Genomic DNA, 19,579 nt, shown 5'->3' with positions numbered 1-19,579 from the left:
TTCCAGTGGCAAGTCCCACCGTCGCCCTGTTCGACTACGGCTCGGGGAACCTCCGCTCGGCCTTCCGGGCCCTGGAGCGGGCCGGAGGCGACGTCGAGCTCACCGGTGACCTCGACACCGCCCGCCGCGCCGACGGGCTCGTGGTGCCCGGCGTGGGCGCCTTCGCCGCCTGCATGGCCGGGGTCGCCGAGCACGGCCTCGACGCGGTGATCCGCGAGCGGGCCGCCGCCGGTGCCCCGGTGCTCGGCATCTGCGTCGGCGAGCAGGTCCTGTTCGCCGAGGGCGTCGAGCACGGCGTCGAGACCGAAGGCGTCGGCGTCCTCGAAGGCCGGGTCGACCGGCTCGAGGCCGACCGCATCCCCCACATGGGATGGAACACCGTCGAAGCGCCCGAAGGCATGCGGCTGTTCGCGGGGATCGGCCCGGCCGAGCGGTTCTACTTCGTCCACTCCTACGCCGCCAAGACCGCGCCGCCCGGGGCGCTGGTCGCCACCTGCACCCACGGCGGGCCGTTCATCGCCGCGGTCGAACGCGGCGCGGTCTCGGCCACCCAGTTCCACCCCGAGAAGTCCGGCGACGCCGGACGGGTCCTGCTCACCAACTGGATCGAAGACCTGACCTGAAGGACTCTGCCTGATGAACCGACTACAGCTCCTGCCCGCCGTCGACGTCACCGGCGGCAAGGCCGTCCAGCTCGTGCAGGGCGTCGCGGGCTCCGGCAAGCAGTACGGCGACCCGCTCGAGGCCGCCCTCGAGTGGCAGCGGCAGGGCGCCGAGTGGCTGCACCTGGTCGACCTCGACGCGGCCTTCCGGCGCGGCACCAACCACGAGCTGCTGGCTCGGGTGGTCGCCGCGGTGGACATGCAGGTCGAGGTCACCGGCGGCATCCGCGACGACGAGAGTCTGCGGCGCGCCCTGGACTCGGGCGCCCGGCGGGTGAACATCGGCACCGCCGCGATCGAGCACCCCGAGTGGTGCGACCGGATCTGCGGCGAGTACGGCGACCGGGTCGCCATCGGCCTCGACGTCAAGGGCGGCCGCCTGGCCGCGCGCGGCTGGACCCGCGAGGGCGGCGCGTTGTACGAGACCCTGGAGCGCCTGGAGCGGGCCGGATGCGAGCGCTACGTCGTCACCGACGTCAAGAGCGACGGCATGCTCTCCGGTCCCAACCTCGACCTGCTGCGCGGCGTCTGCGCGGCCACCGACAAACCGGTCATCGCCTCCGGCGGCGTGTCCTCGCTCGAGGACCTGCGGGCGCTGGCCGGCCTGACCGATGTCGGCGTCGAAGGTGTGATTGTGGGCACAGCCCTCTACGAGCGTAACTTCACCGTCGCTGAGGCGTTGACCCTCTTGAAGGAGCGCGAGCACTAGGGAGGGGCGCGCATGGCTCTGGTCCATCGGGTGGAGGAGACGGGGCCGTGGGCGCAGCTCTACGGCTATTCGCGGGCGGTCGCGGTCGGGCCGCTGGTGGTGACCGGCGCCTGCGCGGCCGAACTCGAGGGCCGCGAGCACCTGCTCGACGATCCGGCCGCCCAGGCCAAGGAGGCCTTCCGCACCGCGCTCGACGCCATGGTCCACGCCGGGGCGAGCGTCGCGGACGTGGTGCGCTCGCGCATCTACGTGACCGACCCGGCCCACGCCGACCCTGTCGGCCGCGTCCACGGCGAGTTCTTCGGCGTGGTCAGGCCGACCGCCACCGTCGTGACCGTCGCGCGGCTCCTGCAGGCCGGGCAGCTCGTCGCGGTCGAGCTCGAGGCCTTCCGCGCCTGGCGCGACGTCGAGTGACGACGCCCGGTCCTTAACGATCGTTCAGGAAGCGCGTACCATGGGCCTTGAACCGATGCACGGCCCGCCTGCTCCGCCGGGAAAGACGAGGTGCCGACGTGGACCCTGACCAGATCGCCGCGGCGCGCGAGCGCTGGGCGAAGCGGTACGAGGCCGCTTCGAAGCGCGACGCCGATTTCACCACCCTGTCGGGCATGGAGGTCGACCCGGTCTACGGACCGCCCGAGGGCGATGCCGATCCGCGCATGGAGCGCATCGGCTGGCCCGGCCAGTACCCGTACACGCGCGGGCTCTACCCCACCGGCTACCGCGGTCGCGCCTGGACCATCAGGCAGTTCTCCGGGTTCGGCAACGCCGAGCAGACCAACGAGCGCTACAAGATGCTGCTCGCCGCAGGCGGCGGCGGTCTCAGCGTCGCCTTCGACATGCCGACCCTCATGGGCCGCGACTCCGACGAGCCCCTCGCCGCCGGGGAGGTCGGCCACTGCGGGGTCGCCATCGACTCGGCCGCCGACATGGACGTCCTGTTCGGTGGCATCGACCTCGGCAAGACCACCACCTCGATGACCATCTCGGGCCCGGCCGTGCCCATCTTCTGCATGTACCTGGCCGCGGCCGAGCGGCAGGGCGTCGACCTGTCGACTCTGGACGGCACGCTCCAGACCGACATCCACAAGGAGTACATCGCCCAGAAGGAGTGGCTCTTCCCGCCCGAGCCGCACCTGCGGCTCATCGGCGACCTGATGGAGTACTGCGAGGCCAACATCCCCCGCTACAAGCCCCTGTCGGTCTCCGGCTACCACATCCGCGAGGCCGGCTCGACCGCCGCGCAGGAGCTCGCCTTCACCCTCGCCGACGGGTTCTCCTATGTCGAGCTCGGCCTCTCGCGCGGGCTGGAGGTCGACCGCTTCGCGCCGGGACTGTCGTTCTTCTTCGACGCCCACCTCGACTTCTTCGAGGAGGTCGCCAAGTTCCGCGCCGCCCGCCGCATCTGGGCCAAGTGGCTCCGCGACGTGTACGGCGCCGAGACCGAACGCGCCCAGTGGCTCCGCTTCCACACTCAGACCGCCGGGGTCTCGCTCACCGCTCAGCAGCCGTACAACAACGTCGTCCGCACCGCCGTCGAGGCGCTGGCGGCCGTGCTGGGCGGCACGAACTCCCTGCACACCAACGCCCTCGACGAGACGCTGGCCCTTCCGACCGACCAGTCCGCCGAGATCGCCCTGCGCACCCAGTCGGTGCTGCGCGACGAGACCGGTGTGACCAATGTGGCCGACCCGCTCGGCGGCTCCTGGTACGTGGAGGCGCTCACCGACCGGATCGAGGCCGCCGCCGAGGACCTGTTCGTCCAGATCCTCGCGCTCGGCGGCGAGGCGGGCGAGGGCGACGATCCGGCCGAGGTCACCCGCCGGGCCCTCGCCGATCCGGGCCGCCACGAGATCGGGCCGGTCACCTCCGGGATCCTGCGCGGCATCGAGGACGGCTGGTTCAACGCCGAGATCCACGAGGCGGCCTTCGCCTACCAGCGGCAGCTCGAGTCGGGCGCCAAGCACATCGTCGGCGTCACCGAGCTGACCGACACCGTCACCCCGGAGCTGGAGATCCTGCGGATCTCCGATCAGATCGAGCGCGAGCAGCGTGACGAGCTGGAACGCCGCCGCTCCGGGCGCGACCGGGCGGCGGTGGACGCCGCGCTGGCGCGGATGGTCGAGGTCGCCAGGGGCGGGGGCAACCTCATCGAGCCGATGCTGGAGGCGGCCCGCGCCGAGGCGACCCTGGGGGAGATCTGCGGCGCATTGCGCGGGGAGTGGGGCGAGTACCGCGAAACGGCCGGAATTTAGGCTCGCCTTTCCTTCAGTGGTTATTCCAAGTCCGCCTCCTTAAGATTCCGTTTTCTGTATGGAGGTTCCACAATGTGTTGTGTAAGGGGCTCACGGATGCGTCGCGATAGCGCGAATGAATGCGAACTACAGCGGCGGAAGCATGAATAACGAGCCCAATCAGGGCTTGTTTCCCCTGTTATGGGAGTTGCTAGAGTCACTCTGTGTCATCCGTTGTCCCACTTCAATGGCCAGAATCTTTCAAGCATACGTTCAGGAAATGTTCATGAAAATTGTCATGTGATGGGTACCACTACTCCCATGGGGAAATTAACATTCGCGAATCCAATGACACGGTGATCTTGCCGTAGTAGGCTGATCGTGTTGTCGTTGCAGCGCCGACTCCGAACTTGAAAAGACGCCCTTCATAGCTCGTTGGGTACGACTGTCCCCGGAAATCCAGAAACACCCGCGCAAGCGGTCAGCCCATACAGCAAGCCGGCGAAGTCCGCCGGCGGTCAGCAACAGCACGGGCAGAGGACGGTAAACCATGACGGACAAACAGGCACAGAAGGGACGCATAGGTTCGAACGAGTACGGTCATCTGGCGCCGCTGTTCGGCGAACTGCGAGCCCTCGAGGAGGACGATCCGCGGCGGGCGGAGGTCAGGGAGCACCTGGTCACCGGGTACCTGCCGCTGGCCGAGCACATCGCCCAGCGGTTCTCCGGCAAAGGCATATCCAAGGACGACCTGGTCCAGGTGGCCTCGGTGGGCCTGATCCACGCGGTCGACCGCTTCGACCCCGGACAGGGGGCCGACTTCCTCTCCTACGCGGTCCCGACGGTCATGGGCGAGGTGCGGCGGCACTTCCGCGACACCAGTTGGCCCATGCGCGTCCCGCGCAGGCTCCAGGAGCTGCGCCTGTCGATCAACAAGGCCAACGGCGAGCTTGCTCAGCGGCTGGGACGGCCGGCCACCATCGCCGAGCTCGCCGAGCATCTGGGCATCAGCGACCAGAATGTGGAGGAGGGCTACGAGGCCCGGCAGGCGTACCGGTCGGTCTCGCTGGACGAGTCGCCGTTCGAGGACGAGGAGCGCGCGCCGCTGGCCGAATCGGTCGGCGAGGAGGACGCCGCGCTCGAGTTCGTGGAGAACCACGAGGCGCTGGTGCCGCTCATCCAGGAACTGCCGCAGCGCGAGCGCCGCATCCTGGCGCTGCGGTACTTCGGGGACATGACGCAGACGCAGATCGCCGAGCAGGTCGGCATCTCGCAGATGCACGTCTCCCGTCTGCTCAACCGCATGCTGTCGGAGCTGCGTAAAGAGCTGACCAGCGCCAGCCCGTTAATCGACCGCCGCGCTGATCGGATCCCGGCCGGCGCTCCCGATCCTCGCGCCGGCGCGGCCCTTTGAGAGCGGCCGGAGTGCCCGACTCCGGCCGCTCCCATGCGCCCGGCCCGCTCAGCGCTCCCGGCCGGGCAGCACCAGGTGGTGCTCCATGGTCTGATCGAGCGTTCCGATGATGCGGTCCCGTTCGCCGCGCCGGTGCACGAGCCGCTCGAAAGCGTCCCGGGTCATGCCGACCAGCTTCGCCAGCGTCCGGGGCGCGGGGTCGACCAGGAGCTCGCCGCGCGGCGTCTTGGCGCACGCCACCACCGCCCGCGCCCCGCGCCAGGGGTCGAGGACCGGCTCCAGCGGCGCGTACGGGTCGACGTCCTCCGGCCGGGGCTGGGCCGGTTCGACCGGCCCGGGCACGACGGCGCTGACGGTCACGCCGGGGATGTCGACGACCTCGCGCCGCAGGCAGTGGGTGACCGCGCGCATGGCGTCCTTGCCCGCGGCGAACGCCTCGTGGAAGGGCTCTCCGGGCCGGCTGAGGATCGAGGGGACGTTGATGATGGCGCCGGTGCCCTGCGCCCGGAAGTAGGGGACGACGGTGCGGAGGCCGTGGTAGGTGTCGAACAGGCGGCGTTCGATCCGGCGCCGCCACTCCGCGTCGGGGTAGCGTTCGGAGGACGAGAGCATGTTGACCGAAGCCGCGTTGACCCAGACGTCGATCCCGCCGAATCGTCTGTACACATCCGAGGCCACGGACTCGATCGCAGACTCATCGGCGGCGTCGGCGGGTCTGACGAGCACTGCGGACGCGGTCGGTCTGCATTGCGCGGCAACGTGCTCCAGAGCGCCCTTGCGGCGGGCGATGAGCACCACGATTGCTCCCTTGTGGGCGAATGCCAGGGCGGCCTCGCGGCCGACGCCGCTGGAGGCGCCGGTGATGGCCACCACCCGGTTCTTAGTTATTCTCATGTGGTTCGCGGTACCCGCCGCCCCCCGGTTTAAGCCCGATGTGGAGTGCCATTCCCCGCCGCCCCGGCCGGCCGACGTGCTCCACGAAACCACCGGGTGTCCGATACGTGTCGCGGCCCGCGGCCGGGGTATCCCGGTATCGAGGTCCGAGCGGCCCCACCGATTCCCGACCGAGGAGACCACGATGACGCCCAGCCGACCCGGCGCCGAGCGGTGGCTGCCGCCGGAAGGCGGCATCGACCGGCTCCGCGAGGCGGCCGAGACCTGCGAAGGCTGCGAACTGTTCCGCGACGCCACGCAGACCGTCTTCGGCTCCGGCCCCGCCGACGCCCGCATCGCCTTCGTCGGGGAGCAGCCCGGCGACGACGAGGACCGCAGCGGCGCACCGTTCACCGGTCCGGCCGGGCGGCTGCTGGACAAGGCGTTCGAGCAGGCCGGCATCGACCGCTCCGCCGCCTACGTGACCAACGCCGTCAAGCACTTCAAGTTCGTGCGCCTCCAGAGCGAGGGCCGCCGCATCCACAAAAAGCCCGGCCGCGGCGAGGTGACCGCCTGCCGCCCCTGGCTCATCGCCGAACTCAACACCGTGCGCCCCGAACTGGTCGTCGCTCTCGGCGCCACCGCCGCCCAGTCCCTGATGGGGCCGGAATTCCGGCTCAACAGCCAGCGGGGCGTCCTCCACGACCTGGTATTCGACGGCCTCACCGAGTCCACCAGGCTGATGGCGACCGTGCACCCCTCGGCGGTGCTGCGGCTGCGCGACCCCGAACGCAAAGACGCCTTCGCCCAGTTCATCGTCGACCTGCGCAAGGCCGCCGAAACCATGGCATAGCACGCGGGGGCGCCGCGTCCCCTCCACGCGGCGCCCCCGGCGTCGTCTTCGCGCTCACGGCTGGGAGATCGACTCCACCACCTCGCCGACCCGGTCCTCGGGCAACTTGCGGGCCACATCGGCCAGCGCGATGATCCCGACCAGCCGGCCCTCGTCGATGACCGGCACCCGATGCACCTGGTGCTCCCGCATCTTCGCCAGGATGCCGTCGGCCTCGTCGCCCGCCTGGGCCAGGATCAGGTGCCCCTGCGGCAGCCGGTCGACCGTGTACTGCTCGGGGTCCTTGCCGGCGGCCATCACGCTGACCACCAGGTCGCGGTCGGTGACCATGCCCTTGATCTTGTCGTCCTCGACCCCGCAGATCGGCAGTACGCCCACGTCCATCTCGGCCATCATCCGGGCCGCGTTCGCGGCCGTGTCATCGCTGCGCACGCACGTCACGCCCGGATGCATCAGCTCTCTCGCGGTCGCCATGTGCCTCAGCTCCTCTCATAGCCCCCCGGCCCCGGCACCGACTGCCGGGCCACTGCGAATGCGCCAGGCGGGTACCCCTGCGCTGGGGTTCTAAGCCTCAGGCCACCAGCCTCTGGGCGGCGTTGACGATCGCGTCGGCGTCGATCGCGGCGGCCGCGAGCTGCTCGGCCGGGCTCGCCGAGGCCGGCATGCCGCGGACGGCCAGCTTGTTGAACCGCACCTCCGGCAGCCGCCCGCCCAGCGCGTCCAGCACCGCGTCGCCCAGGCCCCCGGCCGGCCAGTGGTCCTCGACGGTGAGCACCCGGCCGGTCTCGGCGGCGGCCTGCCGCAGCGTCGAGGCGTCGACCGGCTTGATGGAGTAAGCATCTATCACGCGCGCCGGCACGCCCAGGTCGGCGAGCCGCTCGGAGGCCTCCAGCGCCTCGGAGACGGTGACCCCGGCGGCCACGATCGTGACCCGGTCGTGCGAGGACGACACCAGGGTCCGGCTGCCGCCCACCGGGAAGACCTCGTCGGGACGGTAGATGACCGGCGTCTCGGACCGGGTGGTGCGCAGGTAGCTGATGCCCGGCAGGTCGGCCATCGTCGCGGTCAGGTGCGCGCACTGGTTGGCGTCGCACGGGTAGAGCACCACGCTGCGCCATATCGGCCGCAGCATCGCCAGGTCCTCCAGGCCCATCTGGCTCGGCCCGTCGCGGCCGATCGACACGCCCGCGTGCGAGCCGGCGAGGCGCAGATCGGCGCCCCCGATCGCGGCCATCCGCAGGAAGTCGTGGGCGCGGGTCAGGAAGGCCGCGAACGTCGCGGCGTAGGGCACCCAGCCGAGCGCCTGCATCCCGACCGCGTTCGCGATCATCTGCTGCTCGGCGATGTAGCACTCGAAGAACCGGTCGGGGTGGGCCTCGGCGAAGTGCTTGGCCCGGGTCGAGTCGGCGACCTCCCCGTCGAGCACCACGACATCGGGACTGGCGTCGCCGACCGCCGCCAGCGCCCGGCCGAAGCCGTCGCGGGTGGCGACCTTCGAGCCGATGTCGAACGGCGGCAGTTCGACCGCCCGGCCCGGCGGCCCGGGCCGGGGCTCGCGGAAATCGGGCTCGGCGACCTGGACGCGGAGGTCGCGCGGTCCGCCGAGTTCGGCGATCGCGTCGTCGGGGGCCGGCAGCGGTTTGCCGTGGGCGCCCTCGCGGTCCTCGACGGCGGCGACGCCCCTGCCCTTCTTGGTGCGCGCCAGGATAGCGGTCGGCCGGTCAGGCGTCTCCTCGGCGGCGGTGTAGGCGCGGTCGATCTGGTCGGTGTCGTGCCCGTCGATGTCGACGACGTTCCAGCCGAAGGCGCGGATCTGCCGGGCGTAGGCGTCGGTGTCCCACTCGAAGCGGGTGGGGCCGCGCTGGCCGAGCCGGTTGACGTCGATGATGGCGGTGAGGTTGTTCAGCCCTTCGTACCCGGCGGCGGCGAACGCCTCCCACATCGAGCCCTCGGCCATCTCGCCGTCGCCGCACAGGACCCACACCCGGTAGGGGACTCGGGCGAGGTGCCGCCCGGCGAGGGCCATGCCCGACCCGATCGGCAGGCCCTGGCCGAGCGAGCCGGTGGCGACGTCGACCCACGGCAGGCGCGGGGTGGGGTGGCCCTCGAGGCTGCTGCCGAGGCGCCGGTAGGTGAGCAGTTCGGTCTCGTCGATCGCGCCGGCGGCGCGCAGCATCGCGTACAGCAGCGGCGAGGCATGGCCCTTGGAGAAGATGAGCCGATCGTTGCCGGGCAGCTTGGGTTCGGCGAAGTCGTACCTGAAGTGTCCGGCCAGCAGGACCGCCATGAGGTCCGCGGCGGACATCGAGGAGGTGGGGTGACCGGAGCCGGCTCGGGACGAGCAGCGGACGGCGTCGGTACGGAGCTGCTGGGCGAGTTCGGCGAGATCGACGGTGTGGGTGTCCATGGTGGTCATGGCCGTCTCCTCCGGAAGCGGGTTGCGGCCTTGCGGCCCTGACTCGGGGGCTACCCGAGCCCCCGCGCGTGAAACCGGTCCCCGGGCGACGTGTCGGGCCCGCTTCCTGCGGGTATACCGGATTCGTACCGGCTCGCGCGCCAAGTCCCGCACCCGGAGGAGGGATCGACGATGGCCAAGGCTTCCGGAGCCGCCTCACGCGGTATGCGAGGCGAGGTGACCCCCGTCCAGGACGCCGCGGTCGCGGTCGCGCTGGGGTTCGTAGTGATCGGCGCCCTGGGCTTCCTGCCGGGAATCACCGCGAACTACGACGCGATGGAGTTCGCCGGCCCGGAATCGGAGGCGAGGCTGCTGGGCCTGTTCCAGGTCTCGGTCCTGCACAACATCGTGCACATCGGGATCGGCGTGATCGGCGCGTTCCTGTCCTGGTTCCTGCGCGGTGCGGTCTGGTTCCTGCTGGTCGGCGCCCTCGCCTATCTCCTGCTCGGCGTGTACGGACTGGTCGTGCCCGGCGACCACCCCGCGAACTTCGTGCCGGTGAACCTCGCCGACGACCTGCTGCACCTGGGGCTGGGCGTGCTCATGCTGGTGCTGCTGGCGACGATGCCGCGCCACCCGACCCCGCACAGCTCCGGCGTCCACCTGCTCGGGCCCGAATGATCGGGGACCGAGCCCGGCCCGCTCACGAGAATGGGCCGCCGGCCCGGCGCTGCCTCCCCCCTTGAGTTCGCGCCGGGCCGGCGGCCGTCTCCCCCGCAGGATTCAGGTCGTGGGCTCGGAGATGGCGCCGACGGTCTCGCCGACGACCGGTTCGGGCAGTTCCCGGGCTACGTCGGCCTGGGCGATCATGCCGATCACTCTGCCGTTCTCGACCACCGGGACCCGCCGGATCTGCTGCCCGGCCATCGTCGCCAGGATTTCGTCGGCGTCCCGGTCCGGATCGGCGATGATCGGCGTGGAAGTCTGCGGCAGGTCGCCGATCTCGTAGGTCTCGGCGTCGAATCCGGCGGCCAGGACCTGGATCGCGAGGTCCCGGTCGGTGACCATGCCGGTGACCGTGCCTTCGGCGTCGCAGATCGGCAGCGCGCCGACGTCGTTCTCGGCCATCGCCCGCGCGGCGTTCGCGGCGGTGTCGTGGCTCTGGATGCAGATCGCGTTCGTATGCATGATCTCGCGTGCGGTGGCCATGCCCGTTCCCTCCTCGTGGTGTGGATTCCTACCCCTGGCGGGTCGACTACCCCGCGCGAGGCGCCACTATGCCCGCCGCGGCCCGGGCCCTGGCCGCGGACGGGCCCCGTTTAGCCGTCTGGCCTGCGGGTATCCGCCGGTTCCGCTGTGACCGATCTGTTACCGGGAGGCGTTCGACATGGCCGGTGAATCCGCTCGCGACGCGAAGGACGAACAGCTCGAGGCCGCCAGGGTCCGCGACGAGGACCAGGCCCTGACCACCCAGCAGGGGGTGCGCGTCGACCACACCGACGACTCGCTCTCGGCCGGTGAGCGCGGCCCCACCCTGATGGAGGACTTCCACTTCAGGGAGAAACTGACCCACTTCGACCACGAGCGGATCCCCGAGCGCGTGGTGCACGCCCGCGGCGCCGGCGCCTACGGCGAGTTCCGCCCCTACGACTCCTGGCTCTCCGACTACACCGTCGCGGAGTTCCTCACCGACCCCGGGATCGTCACCCCGGTGTTCGTGCGGTTCTCCACCGTGGCCGGATCCCGCGGCTCGGCCGACACCGTCCGCGACGTGCGCGGCTTCGCCACCAAGTTCTACACCCGGCAGGGCAACTACGACCTGGTCGGCAACAACATGCCGGTGTTCTTCATCCAGGACGGCATCAAGTTCCCCGACTTCGTCCACTCGGTCAAGCCCGAGCCGCACAACGAGATCCCGCAGGCGGCCTCGGCCCACGACACGCTCTGGGACTTCGTGGGTCTCCAGCCCGAGACGATCCACATGATGATGTGGCTGATGTCCGACCGGGCGCTGCCGCGCAGCTACCGGATGATGCAGGGCTTCGGCGTCCACACCTTCCGCCTGGTCGACGCCTCGGGCCGGGGCACCTTCGTCAAGTTCCACTGGAAGCCGCTGCTGGGATCGCACTCGCTGCTGTGGGAGGAGACCCAGAAGGTCGCCGGGGCCGACGCCGACTTCAACCGCCGCGACCTGTGGGACACGATCGAAGCGGGACGGTATCCCGAGTACGAGCTGGGGGTGCAACTGGTGCCGCCCGAGGACGAGTTCAAGTTCGACTTCGACCTGCTCGACGCCACCAAGCTCATCCCCGAGGAGGAGGTCCCGGTCCGGCCGGTCGGGAAGATGACGCTCAACCGCAATCCCGAGAACTTCTTCGCCGAGACCGAGCAGGTCGCCTTCCACACCGCCAACGTCGTGCCGGGCATCGACTTCACGAACGACCCGCTCCTGCAGGCCCGCAACTTCTCGTACCTGGACACTCAGTTGATCCGCCTCGGCGGGCCGAACTTCGCGCAGATCCCGATCAACTGCCCGGTCGCCGGGGTCCACAACGGCCAGCGCGACGGCTACGGCCAGCAGCGCATACACTCCGGACGCGCCGCGTACGCGAAGAACTCCATCGACTCCGGCTCACCCGCCCCGGGCGAGCCCGGCTCCTACACCCACCACGCCGAGAAGGTCGAGGGCGCCAAGATCCGCAAGCGCAGCGACAGCTTCAAGGACCACTACAGCCAGGCCACCCTGTTCTGGAACTCCATGACCGGGCCCGAGGCCGAGCACGTGGTCGCCGCGTTCCGCTTCGAACTCGGCAAGGTCACCGACAAGGCCATCCGGCGCCGCGTGGTCGAGGAGCTCCGCCATGTCGACCTCGACCTGGCCGGCCGCGTCGCCGAGGGCATAGGCGTGCCGATCCCGACCGAGGCCGCCGTCCCCAACCACGGCCGCAGCTCACCGGCGCTGTCGCAGCTCACCGACCCGGTCGAATCGGTCGCCACCCGCAAGGTCGCGATCCTGGTCGCCGACGGCGTCGACGGCGCCGGGACCACGCGCCTGGCCGACGACCTCCGCCGCCGCGGCGCCGTCCCGGAGATCCTGGCTCCGGCCGACGGTCGCGTCATGACCGTCGAGGGCGGCGACCTGGAGGTCGACAAGGCCCTCCGGACCGAGGCGTCGGTGCTGTACGACGCCGTCGCCGTCCCGTGCGGGCCCGACAGCGTCGCCGCGCTCTCCCGCAGCGGCTACGCGATGCACTTCGTCACCGAGGCGTACAAGCACCTCAAGGCCGTCGCCGGATTCGGCGCCGGACTCGACCTGCTGCGCGCCTGCGGCGTCGAGGCCCGCATCGCCGATTCGGCCGGGGCCGAGGCCGACGTCGGCGTGGTCACCTCCACCGCCTCCGGCCACGACGTGCCGGGCGACTTCTTCGAGTCCTTCGCCGCCGAGGTCGCGCGGCACCGCCGCTGGGACCGCGACACCGCCGAAGTGTCCGCCTAGCGGCCGGGTTTCCGCTCCCGCACCGGGGGAACCCACCGCACGCCGGGATCCACGCCGGAAGCAACCACATCAAGTGCCGCTCGAAAGACGAACGAGGCCGCGTTCGAACGCGCCCGAGCGCGGCCGGAAGGGGTGAGGACATGGAGGTTCGAAGCGACCCCGAGGGCATGACCTTCACCGGCGCCGACGGCGACACGGCCACCAGGCGGCGCGCCTGGGACGACCGCGATCACTCGGTCGGACACCTGGTCGGAGATCTGAGCAACCAGGTCGCCCACCTGGCCCGCGTCGAGGCGCGCCTGGCCTCCCGCGAGGTCGCCGAGAAGGCCAAGCGCGGCGCGGTCGGCGGTTCGCTGCTGGCGGTCGCCGGCGCCCTGGCCTTCTACGGGGGCGCGGCGCTGGCCGGCGCCGGCGTCATCGCACTGGCCATGGTGTGGCCGGCCTGGCTCGCCGCCCTGGTCGGCGGCGCCGGGCTGCTGGTGCTCGGTGGGATCGTCGCCCTCGTCGCGTGGCCGAAGGTGCGCCGGGCGGTGCCCCCGGTACCGGACGAGACCCTGGAGCGGGCCCGCGACGACGTGCGGGCCATGGAGGGGAGGATGGAACCATGAGCGGTTGGACGATACCACCGGGCGCGGCCGTCCCTCCCGGACCCGGGACGGAGCCCCCGCCGGGCGTGGGGATGCCCGCCGGCACCGACGAGGAGGCCGAACGGGCCGAAGCCCGCCTGCGGTGGGCCGAGGCCGCGGCGATGGCGGACCGGTACAGGACGACCGACGAGCTGCGCCGCGATGCGGTGCACACCAGGGGGCGGATCCACGACGACGTGGCCGAGCTGCGCCACAAGTTCGGGCTCGACGAGCAGGCCCGGGCCCGCCGCCGGGCGGCCAGGGGGCCGTTCGCGCCGGCGCGGCGCCACCCGTTCACGGTCACGATGGCCGGGGTCGGCGCGGCGATCGCGGCGGTGGGCACCTGGCGCGTGGTGCGCAACCACCGGAACGGCAACGGCAAGGGCACCCGCAAGCACCTCGCCTCGGCCGGGCACGAGCTGGGCGAGGCGGTCGGGGGCCTGCGGCCGCACCTGCAACGCCGCGCCCGGCGCCGCTCGCACCACCGGTAGCGGATGAGCCGCGGCCCGGCCGCCCGAGCGGCGGCCGGGCCGCCCGCGTCTCAGCCCGGCATGGTCTCCCCGGGCCGGGGACCTGACCGCGGACGATCCCCACCGTGTGTAGGCAACCCCGAACCGGGTACTCGCCGCCCGCCTATGAAGGGGGAGCCATGAAGCACGATCAGTTCATCGGCCTGGTTCAGGATCGCGCCCACCTGCCGAGCCGCGGAGCCGCCGAAGGCGCCACCCGCGCCACCCTGGAGACGCTGGGCGAGCGCATTCCCGATCAGCTCGCGAGCAAGCTGGCCTCGCAGTTGCCGATCGAGATCGGCGAGCATCTGCGCCGCTCGATGAAACCGGACCATGCGGGCACCGGGCAGCATTTCGGGTTCGGCGAGTTCGTCCACCGGGTGGCCGACCGCGAGCACGCCGACGAGTCGGCGGCCCTCTACCACTGCCGCGTGGTGCTCGAACTGGTCGAACAGGCCACCACCGGCGGGGCGATGGCGAAGGTCCACGACGCCCTGCCCGACGACCTCCGGCCGCTGGTGGAGGCCGGCAGCGCCGGCCGGATGCCCACCGAGGAAGCGTCGACGGGCCGGCGGCGGAACCCGTCCGGTGACCGGTCCGCGCAGCACCCCGAATAGTCCGCGTCGGTCGAGGGTATACGGGGCCTCATGGATGGCATGCGCATCGCCGTGACCGGCGCTACGGGCAATATCGGCACCAGCCTCATCAGGGCCCTGGCAGGCGACGATCGCGTCGCCTCGGTCCGCGGCATCGCCAGACGGCGCCCCGAGTGGTCGGTGCCCGGCACCGAGTGGGTCGCCGCCGACCTGGCCGAGGACGATCTCGACCCGCTCTTCTCCGACCGCGACGCCGTGGTCCACCTGGGCTGGCTGCTCCAGCCGGCGCGGGACCCGGCCGTCACTTGGCGGGCCAACGCCATCGGCAGCAAGCGCGTGTTCGAGGCGGCCGCGCGCGCCGAGGTGAAGTCGCTGATCTACAGCTCCTCGATCGCCTCCTACTCGCCCCGGGCCGACCACCGCCCGGTCGACGAGTCCTGGCCCACCGACGGCTGGCCCGGCGCCGCCTACTCCCGGGAGAAGGCCTACGTCGAGCGGCTGCTCGACCTGTTCGAGGCCCGCCACCCCGAGGTCCGGACCGTCCGGTTCCGGCCCGGGTTCGTGTTCAAACGCAAGGCCGCCGCCGAGCAGCGGAGGCTGTTCGCCGGGCCCTTCCTGCCCGGTCGCCTGGCCACGCCCCGGGCGGTTCCGGCGATGCCGGTCGTGGACGGCATCCGGATCCAGGCCGTCCACGCCGACGACCTGGCCGAGGCGTTCCGCTCGGCCCTGTTCGGCACGGCCGCGGGGGCGTTCAACGTCGCCGGCGAATCGGACACGGACATGCGCTCGATCGCCGCGATGCTCGGCGCCCGCCCGGTCCCCATGCCGTTCACCGCCGCCCGGGCGGCACTGGCCACCGCCTACCGGGCCCGGCTCGTCCCGGCCCCGCCGGAGCTGCTCGACGTCCTCGACCGCCTCCCGGTCATGGACACCGCGCGCGTCCGCTCCGAACTCGGGTGGGTCCCGCACCACAGCGCCGACGAGGCGCTCGGCGAGTTCATCGAGGGCCTGCGCAGCGGGGCGGGCCTGCCGACCCCGCCGCTTCGGGAGAAGACCGAAGGCGGGCGCGCCCACGAACTGGCCACCGGCGTCGGCCGACGGCCGTGACCGATCCCAGCGGCTGAGCCGGCCCGGGAACCGGCGGTGGTACGTATCGATCAAATGAGTTAGGTTGTGGGGGAATCACCAGTGCGTAGCGGCCGCTGTACGCCCCATCTCTTGGTGTTAGCGGTCACTTTGAATAATTGGACCACCCCCAAGGAGGCCTCATGAGCGGCAGCGACAAGGATGCCGTTGCTATCGGGATCGACTTCGGAACGCTCTCGGGGCGAGTAGTGGTGGCCGCCGTCGACGACGGCCGCGAACTCGCCAGCGCCGAGCACGTCTACCGGCACGGCAGCATCGAAGAGCAGCTCCCCGGAACCGATGTCGGACTGCCCCGGAACTGGGCGCTCCAGTCACCCGACGACTGGCGCGACGTGCTCCGCCAGGCCGTCCCCAAGGCCCTCTCCGCGGCCGGAGTGAGCGCCGACCAGGTCGTCGGGATCGCGACCGACTTCACCGCCTGCACCATCCTCCCCACCCTCGCCGACGGCACGCCGCTGTGCGAGCTCGAGGAGTACCGCGACCGCCCGCACGCCTGGCCCAAGCTGTGGAAACACCACGCCGCCCAGCCGCACGCCGACCGCATCAACGCCGTCGCCGCCGAGCGCGGAGAGGACTGGCTGCCCCGCTACGGCGGCAAGATCTCCAGCGAGTGGGAGTTCGCCAAGGGCCTCCAGCTCCTGGAGGAGGATCCCGAAATCTACCGGCGCACCGAGCGCTGGATCGAGGCCGCCGACTGGATCATCTGGCAGTTGTGCGGCGAAGAGAACCGCAACATCTGCACCGCCGGATACAAGGGCATCTACCAGGACGGCAAGCGCCCGGACCGCGACTTCCTGGCCGCGCTCAACCCCGACTTCACCGACTTCAACGACAAGCTCGAGCACCCCCTGTCGCCCCTGGGCGACCGCGCGGGCGGCGTGAGCGCCGAGGCCGCAGGCTGGACGGGCCTGAACCAGGGCACCGCCGTGGCCGTCGGCAACGTCGACGCCCACGTCACCGCCGCCAGCGCCAAGGCCGTCGGCCCGGGCCAGATGGTCGCGATCATGGGCACCAGCACCTGCCACGTCGTCAACGGCGAGGACCTCACCGAAGCTTCCGGCATGTGCGGGGTGGTCCGCGACGGAATCGTGCCGGGCCTGTGGGGCTACGAGGCCGGCCAGTCCGGCGTGGGCGACATCTTCGCCTGGTTCACCCGCAACAGCGTGCCCGCCTCCTACCAGGCCGAGGCCGACGAGCGAGGGATCTCGATCCACGAGCTCCTCACTGAGCTGGCCGCGCGCCAGGAGGTCGGCGAGCACGGCCTGGTCGCGCTCGACTGGCATTCGGGGAACCGCTCGGTCCTGGTCGACCACGACCTGTCGGGCGTCATCGTCGGCCTGACGCTGGCGACCAAGCCCGAGGAGGTCTACCGGGCGCTGGTCGAATCGACCGCGTTCGGCACCCGCATGATCGTCGAGACGCTCACCTCCTCGGGCGTGCCGATCGAGGAGTTCGTGGCCGCCGGCGGTCTGCTCAAGAACAAGTGGCTGATGCAGACCTACTCCGACGTGCTGCGCCTGCCGATCACCGTCCTCACCTCCGAACAGGGCCCGGCGCTCGGCTCGGCCATCCACGCGGCCGTCGCCGCCGGCGCCTACCCGGACATCCGGACCGCCGCCGAGGCCATGGGCAAGGTCGAGCGGCACGCCTACGAACCCGACCAGGCCCGCGCCGACGCCTACGATGAGCTGTACGCCGTCTACGCCGAGCTCCACGACCACTTCGGGCGCGGCGGCTCGGACGCCCTCCACAAGCTCCACAAGATCGCGAGCGAGGCCGACAAATGAGCTTCGAGACCACTCCCGAGATCGAGGCCATGAAGGCCGAGGTGTGCGCGCTGCACGCCGAACTGCTCCGCTGGGGCCTGGTGACCTGGACCAGCGGCAACATCTCCGGACGGGTCCCGGGCACCGACATCATCGTCATCAAGCCCTCGGGCGTGTCCTATGACGACCTGAAACCGGAGAACATGGTCGTGACCGACCTGGAGGGCAACGTCCTCGACGGGGACCTCAAGCCCTCCAGCGACGCCGAGAGCCACAACCACGTCTACCAGCTCATGCCCGAGGTCGGCGCCGTGGTGCACACGCACAGCCCCTACGCCACCGCGTGGGCGGCCCGCGCCGAGCCGATCCCGTGCGTGCTCACGGCCATGGCCGACGAGTTCGGCGGCGAGATCCCGCTCGGCCCGTTCGCGCTGATCGGATCCGACGCCATCGGCAAGGGCATCGTGGAGACGCTCCGCGGGCACCGCTCCCCGGCGGTGATCATGCAGAACCACGGGGTGTTCACCATCGGCGACGGCCCCAAGGCCGCCGTCAAGGCGGCGGTGATGACCGAGGACGTCGCCCGAACCGTCCACATCGCTCGGCAGGTGGGGGAGCCGGTGCCGATCGCCCCCGAGCACATCGACAAGCTCTACGACCGCTACCAGAACGTCTACGGCCAGCAACCGGCGCCCTCGGAGGAGAAGTAATGCAAGGCAAGCAACTGTGGTTCGTCACCGGCAGTCAGCACCTGTACGGCGAGGAGGCGATCGAGCAGGTCGCGTCCAACTCGGCCGACATCGTGGCGGCGCTGGACTCGGCCGGAGCGATCCCCGCCGACGTGGTGGCCAAACCGGTGCTGACCACGCCCGAGGCGATCCGCCAGGTGATGCTGGAGGCCAATACGGACGACTCCTGCATCGGCGTTGTCACCTGGATGCACACCTTCTCCCCGGCCAAGATGTGGATCGCCGGCCTCGGCGTGCTCCAGAAGCCCCTGCTGCACCTGCACACCCAGCACAACGTCGACCTGCCGTGGGCCGACATCGACATGGACTTCATGAACCTGAACCAGGCCGCCCACGGCGACCGCGAGTTCGGGTACATGCTCACCCGCCTGCGCCACCGCCGCAAGACCGTCGTCGGCCACTGGTCCCACGCGGACGTGCAGGAACGCATCGGCAACTGGACCCGCGCCGCCCTCGGCTGGCACGAGGTCCAGCACCTCAACCTGGTCCGCTTCGGCGACAACATGCGCAACGTCGGCGTCACCGAGGGCGACAAGGTCGAGGCCCAGATCAAGCTCGGCGTGAAGGTCAACACCTTCGGCGTCAACGACCTGGCCGACCGCGTGGCCCGGATCGACGAGAAGGCCGTGGACGACCTGGTCGCCGAGTACGAGCAGGCCTACAAGGTCGCCACCGAGCTGCGGGCCGGCGCCGAGCGGCACTCCTCCCTCCGCGACGCCGCCCGCATCGAACTGGGCCTGCGCAGCTTCCTCGAGGAGAAGGGCGCGATGGCCTTCACCGACAACTTCGAGGACCTGGGAGCGCTCAAGCAGTTGCCGGGCATCGCCGTGCAGCGGCTGATGGCCGACGGCTACGGATTCGGCGGCGAGGGCGACTGGAAGACCGCGGTGCTGGTGCGCCTGATGAAGGTCATGTCCACCGGCCTCGAGGGCGGCACGTCCTTCATGGAGGACTACACCTACAACCTCGGCGCCGAGTCCCCGCAGATCCTCGGCGCGCACATGCTGGAGGTGTGCCCGTCGATCGCCGGCGACAAGCCCACCTGCGAGATCCACCCGCTCGGCATCGGCGACCGCGAGGACCCGGTGCGGCTGGTGTTCACCGCCCCGCCGGGGCCGGCGCTGGCGGTCGGCCTGATGGACCTGGGCACCCGGATGCGCCTGGTGGCCAACGAGGTGGAGACGGTCGAGCCCGAGCAGGACCTGCCGAACCTGCCGGTGGCGCGCGCGGTGTGGGAGCCGAAACCGGACCTCCAGACGTCGGCGGAGTCGTGGCTGACCGCCGGGGGGCCGCACCACACCTCGTACACGATGGCCTTCGGCCGCGAGGTGATGGAGGACTTCGCCGAGATCGCCGGCATCGAGCTGGTGACGATCGGCGAGGGCACCACGGCCCGCGACTTCAAGCAGGAGCTGCGCTGGAACCAGGTCTACCACCACCTGGAGGGCGGCCTGTAGCCCGACGAGCGTCGGGGGCCGGGCGCGAGCCCGGCCCCCTCTTCTCGCGCCTCCATTAATATAATAATCCATATTGGACAAATGTTGGATTCGC

At 71.0% G+C, this 19,579-nt stretch carries 19 protein-coding genes; 15 read left to right on the top strand and 4 right to left on the bottom strand.

What is annotated here, in order from left to right:
- The first annotated feature begins 5 nt into the window (after positions 1-5).
- From hisH to CUT39_RS10250, 5 genes are all read left to right on the top strand, one after another.
- Positions 6-623 (top strand): imidazole glycerol phosphate synthase subunit HisH, encoded by a 618-nt coding sequence (gene hisH / locus CUT39_RS10270; RefSeq protein ID WP_100446208.1) that lies wholly within the window; start codon positions 6-8, stop codon positions 621-623.
- 13 nt (positions 624-636) lie between these two features.
- Positions 637-1,371, top strand: coding sequence for a bifunctional 1-(5-phosphoribosyl)-5-((5-phosphoribosylamino)methylideneamino)imidazole-4-carboxamide isomerase/phosphoribosylanthranilate isomerase PriA (gene priA / locus CUT39_RS10265; protein ID WP_198587039.1), 735 nt, complete (start codon positions 637-639; stop codon positions 1,369-1,371).
- Positions 1,372-1,383: 12 nt separating this feature from the next.
- Entirely contained in the window at positions 1,384-1,785 is a 402-nt protein-coding gene (locus CUT39_RS10260) for a Rid family hydrolase (RefSeq protein ID WP_100446204.1), read from the top strand.
- A gap of 98 nt (positions 1,786-1,883) precedes the next feature.
- On the top strand, positions 1,884-3,626 hold the full coding sequence (locus CUT39_RS10255; protein WP_100446202.1) for an acyl-CoA mutase large subunit family protein: 1,743 nt from the start codon (positions 1,884-1,886) through the stop codon (positions 3,624-3,626).
- A 529-nt stretch (positions 3,627-4,155) separates the two neighbouring features.
- Complete coding sequence (locus CUT39_RS10250; protein WP_100446200.1) at positions 4,156-5,019, top strand: RNA polymerase sigma factor SigF; 864 nt, start codon at positions 4,156-4,158, stop codon at positions 5,017-5,019.
- Positions 5,020-5,067: 48 nt separating this feature from the next.
- Here the strand turns inward: CUT39_RS10250 and CUT39_RS10245 are convergent, their stop codons facing one another.
- On the bottom strand, positions 5,068-5,913 hold the full coding sequence (locus CUT39_RS10245) for an SDR family NAD(P)-dependent oxidoreductase (RefSeq protein ID WP_157930592.1): 846 nt from the start codon (positions 5,911-5,913) through the stop codon (positions 5,068-5,070).
- A 184-nt stretch (positions 5,914-6,097) separates the two neighbouring features.
- Here CUT39_RS10245 and CUT39_RS10240 point away from each other — a divergent pair, with 184 nt between their 5' ends.
- On the top strand, positions 6,098-6,745 hold the full coding sequence (locus CUT39_RS10240) for a UdgX family uracil-DNA binding protein (RefSeq protein ID WP_100446198.1): 648 nt from the start codon (positions 6,098-6,100) through the stop codon (positions 6,743-6,745).
- A gap of 54 nt (positions 6,746-6,799) precedes the next feature.
- Here the strand turns inward: CUT39_RS10240 and CUT39_RS10235 are convergent, their stop codons facing one another.
- Entirely contained in the window at positions 6,800-7,219 is a 420-nt protein-coding gene (locus CUT39_RS10235; protein ID WP_100446196.1) for a CBS domain-containing protein, read from the bottom strand.
- A gap of 97 nt (positions 7,220-7,316) precedes the next feature.
- Complete coding sequence (locus tag CUT39_RS10230; protein ID WP_100446309.1) at positions 7,317-9,152, bottom strand: transketolase; 1,836 nt, start codon at positions 9,150-9,152, stop codon at positions 7,317-7,319.
- Positions 9,153-9,332: 180 nt separating this feature from the next.
- Here CUT39_RS10230 and CUT39_RS10225 point away from each other — a divergent pair, with 180 nt between their 5' ends.
- Complete coding sequence (locus CUT39_RS10225; RefSeq protein ID WP_198587037.1) at positions 9,333-9,821, top strand: DUF4383 domain-containing protein; 489 nt, start codon at positions 9,333-9,335, stop codon at positions 9,819-9,821.
- 102 nt (positions 9,822-9,923) lie between these two features.
- Here the strand turns inward: CUT39_RS10225 and CUT39_RS10220 are convergent, their stop codons facing one another.
- Entirely contained in the window at positions 9,924-10,349 is a 426-nt protein-coding gene (locus tag CUT39_RS10220; protein WP_100446192.1) for a CBS domain-containing protein, read from the bottom strand.
- 178 nt (positions 10,350-10,527) lie between these two features.
- Between CUT39_RS10220 and CUT39_RS10215 the strand changes: the two genes are divergently transcribed.
- From CUT39_RS10215 to araA, 8 genes are all read left to right on the top strand, one after another.
- Positions 10,528-12,636, top strand: coding sequence for a catalase (locus CUT39_RS10215; RefSeq protein WP_100446190.1), 2,109 nt, complete (start codon positions 10,528-10,530; stop codon positions 12,634-12,636).
- 140 nt (positions 12,637-12,776) lie between these two features.
- Positions 12,777-13,244 carry a phage holin family protein gene (locus tag CUT39_RS10210; RefSeq protein WP_100446188.1) on the top strand — a complete coding sequence of 156 codons (468 nt, stop codon included), beginning with the start codon at positions 12,777-12,779 and terminating at the stop codon, positions 13,242-13,244.
- Between the two features lie 65 nt (positions 13,245-13,309).
- Positions 13,310-13,753 carry a hypothetical protein gene (locus CUT39_RS10205; protein ID WP_157930591.1) on the top strand — a complete coding sequence of 148 codons (444 nt, stop codon included), beginning with the start codon at positions 13,310-13,312 and terminating at the stop codon, positions 13,751-13,753.
- A gap of 158 nt (positions 13,754-13,911) precedes the next feature.
- Complete coding sequence (locus CUT39_RS10200) at positions 13,912-14,388, top strand: DUF2267 domain-containing protein (RefSeq protein WP_100446184.1); 477 nt, start codon at positions 13,912-13,914, stop codon at positions 14,386-14,388.
- 39 nt (positions 14,389-14,427) lie between these two features.
- The gene (locus tag CUT39_RS10195) at positions 14,428-15,474 is read left to right on the top strand and encodes an NAD-dependent epimerase/dehydratase family protein (RefSeq protein WP_100446182.1); all 1,047 of its coding nucleotides are present in this window, start codon (positions 14,428-14,430) and stop codon (positions 15,472-15,474) included.
- Positions 15,475-15,635: 161 nt separating this feature from the next.
- The gene (gene araB, locus CUT39_RS10190; RefSeq protein ID WP_100446180.1) at positions 15,636-17,300 is read left to right on the top strand and encodes a ribulokinase; all 1,665 of its coding nucleotides are present in this window, start codon (positions 15,636-15,638) and stop codon (positions 17,298-17,300) included.
- Complete coding sequence (locus tag CUT39_RS10185) at positions 17,297-17,989, top strand: L-ribulose-5-phosphate 4-epimerase (RefSeq protein WP_100446178.1); 693 nt, start codon at positions 17,297-17,299, stop codon at positions 17,987-17,989. Before araB ends, CUT39_RS10185 begins: the two co-directional genes overlap by 4 nt.
- The gene (araA, locus tag CUT39_RS10180) at positions 17,989-19,485 is read left to right on the top strand and encodes an L-arabinose isomerase (RefSeq protein WP_100446176.1); all 1,497 of its coding nucleotides are present in this window, start codon (positions 17,989-17,991) and stop codon (positions 19,483-19,485) included. The genes CUT39_RS10185 and araA overlap by 1 nt, the downstream gene beginning before the upstream one ends.
- The last annotated feature ends 94 nt before the right edge of the window (positions 19,486-19,579 follow it).

The organism is Glycomyces xiaoerkulensis, from assembly GCF_002798405.1.
Classification (GTDB): Bacteria; Actinomycetota; Actinomycetes; order Mycobacteriales; family Micromonosporaceae; genus Glycomyces; species Glycomyces xiaoerkulensis.
Note: the sequence above shows the minus strand (reverse complement) of the source record. Positions and strands in the feature narration are given on the sequence as shown.

Excerpts from the sequence above, each read along its gene's own strand:
- CUT39_RS10185 (WP_100446178.1), top strand. The coding sequence starts at position 17,297 with ATGAGCTTCGAGACCACTCCCGAGATCGAGGCCATGAAGGCCGAGGTG.
- CUT39_RS10260 (WP_100446204.1), top strand. The coding sequence starts at position 1,384 with ATGGCTCTGGTCCATCGGGTGGAGGAGACGGGGCCGTGGGCGCAGCTC.
- priA (WP_198587039.1), top strand. The coding sequence starts at position 637 with ATGAACCGACTACAGCTCCTGCCCGCCGTCGACGTCACCGGCGGCAAG.
- CUT39_RS10235 (WP_100446196.1), bottom strand. The coding sequence starts at position 7,219 with ATGGCGACCGCGAGAGAGCTGATGCATCCGGGCGTGACGTGCGTGCGC.
- CUT39_RS10245 (WP_157930592.1), bottom strand. The coding sequence starts at position 5,913 with ATGAGAATAACTAAGAACCGGGTGGTGGCCATCACCGGCGCCTCCAGC.
- araA (WP_100446176.1), top strand. The coding sequence starts at position 17,989 with ATGCAAGGCAAGCAACTGTGGTTCGTCACCGGCAGTCAGCACCTGTAC.
- CUT39_RS10210 (WP_100446188.1), top strand. The coding sequence starts at position 12,777 with ATGGAGGTTCGAAGCGACCCCGAGGGCATGACCTTCACCGGCGCCGAC.
- CUT39_RS10230 (WP_100446309.1), bottom strand. The coding sequence starts at position 9,152 with ATGGACACCCACACCGTCGATCTCGCCGAACTCGCCCAGCAGCTCCGT.
- araB (WP_100446180.1), top strand. The coding sequence starts at position 15,636 with ATGAGCGGCAGCGACAAGGATGCCGTTGCTATCGGGATCGACTTCGGA.
- CUT39_RS10225 (WP_198587037.1), top strand. The coding sequence starts at position 9,333 with ATGGCCAAGGCTTCCGGAGCCGCCTCACGCGGTATGCGAGGCGAGGTG.
- CUT39_RS10195 (WP_100446182.1), top strand. The coding sequence starts at position 14,428 with ATGCGCATCGCCGTGACCGGCGCTACGGGCAATATCGGCACCAGCCTC.
- CUT39_RS10240 (WP_100446198.1), top strand. The coding sequence starts at position 6,098 with ATGACGCCCAGCCGACCCGGCGCCGAGCGGTGGCTGCCGCCGGAAGGC.
- CUT39_RS10200 (WP_100446184.1), top strand. The coding sequence starts at position 13,912 with ATGAAGCACGATCAGTTCATCGGCCTGGTTCAGGATCGCGCCCACCTG.
- CUT39_RS10215 (WP_100446190.1), top strand. The coding sequence starts at position 10,528 with ATGGCCGGTGAATCCGCTCGCGACGCGAAGGACGAACAGCTCGAGGCC.
- CUT39_RS10220 (WP_100446192.1), bottom strand. The coding sequence starts at position 10,349 with ATGGCCACCGCACGCGAGATCATGCATACGAACGCGATCTGCATCCAG.
- CUT39_RS10250 (WP_100446200.1), top strand. The coding sequence starts at position 4,156 with ATGACGGACAAACAGGCACAGAAGGGACGCATAGGTTCGAACGAGTAC.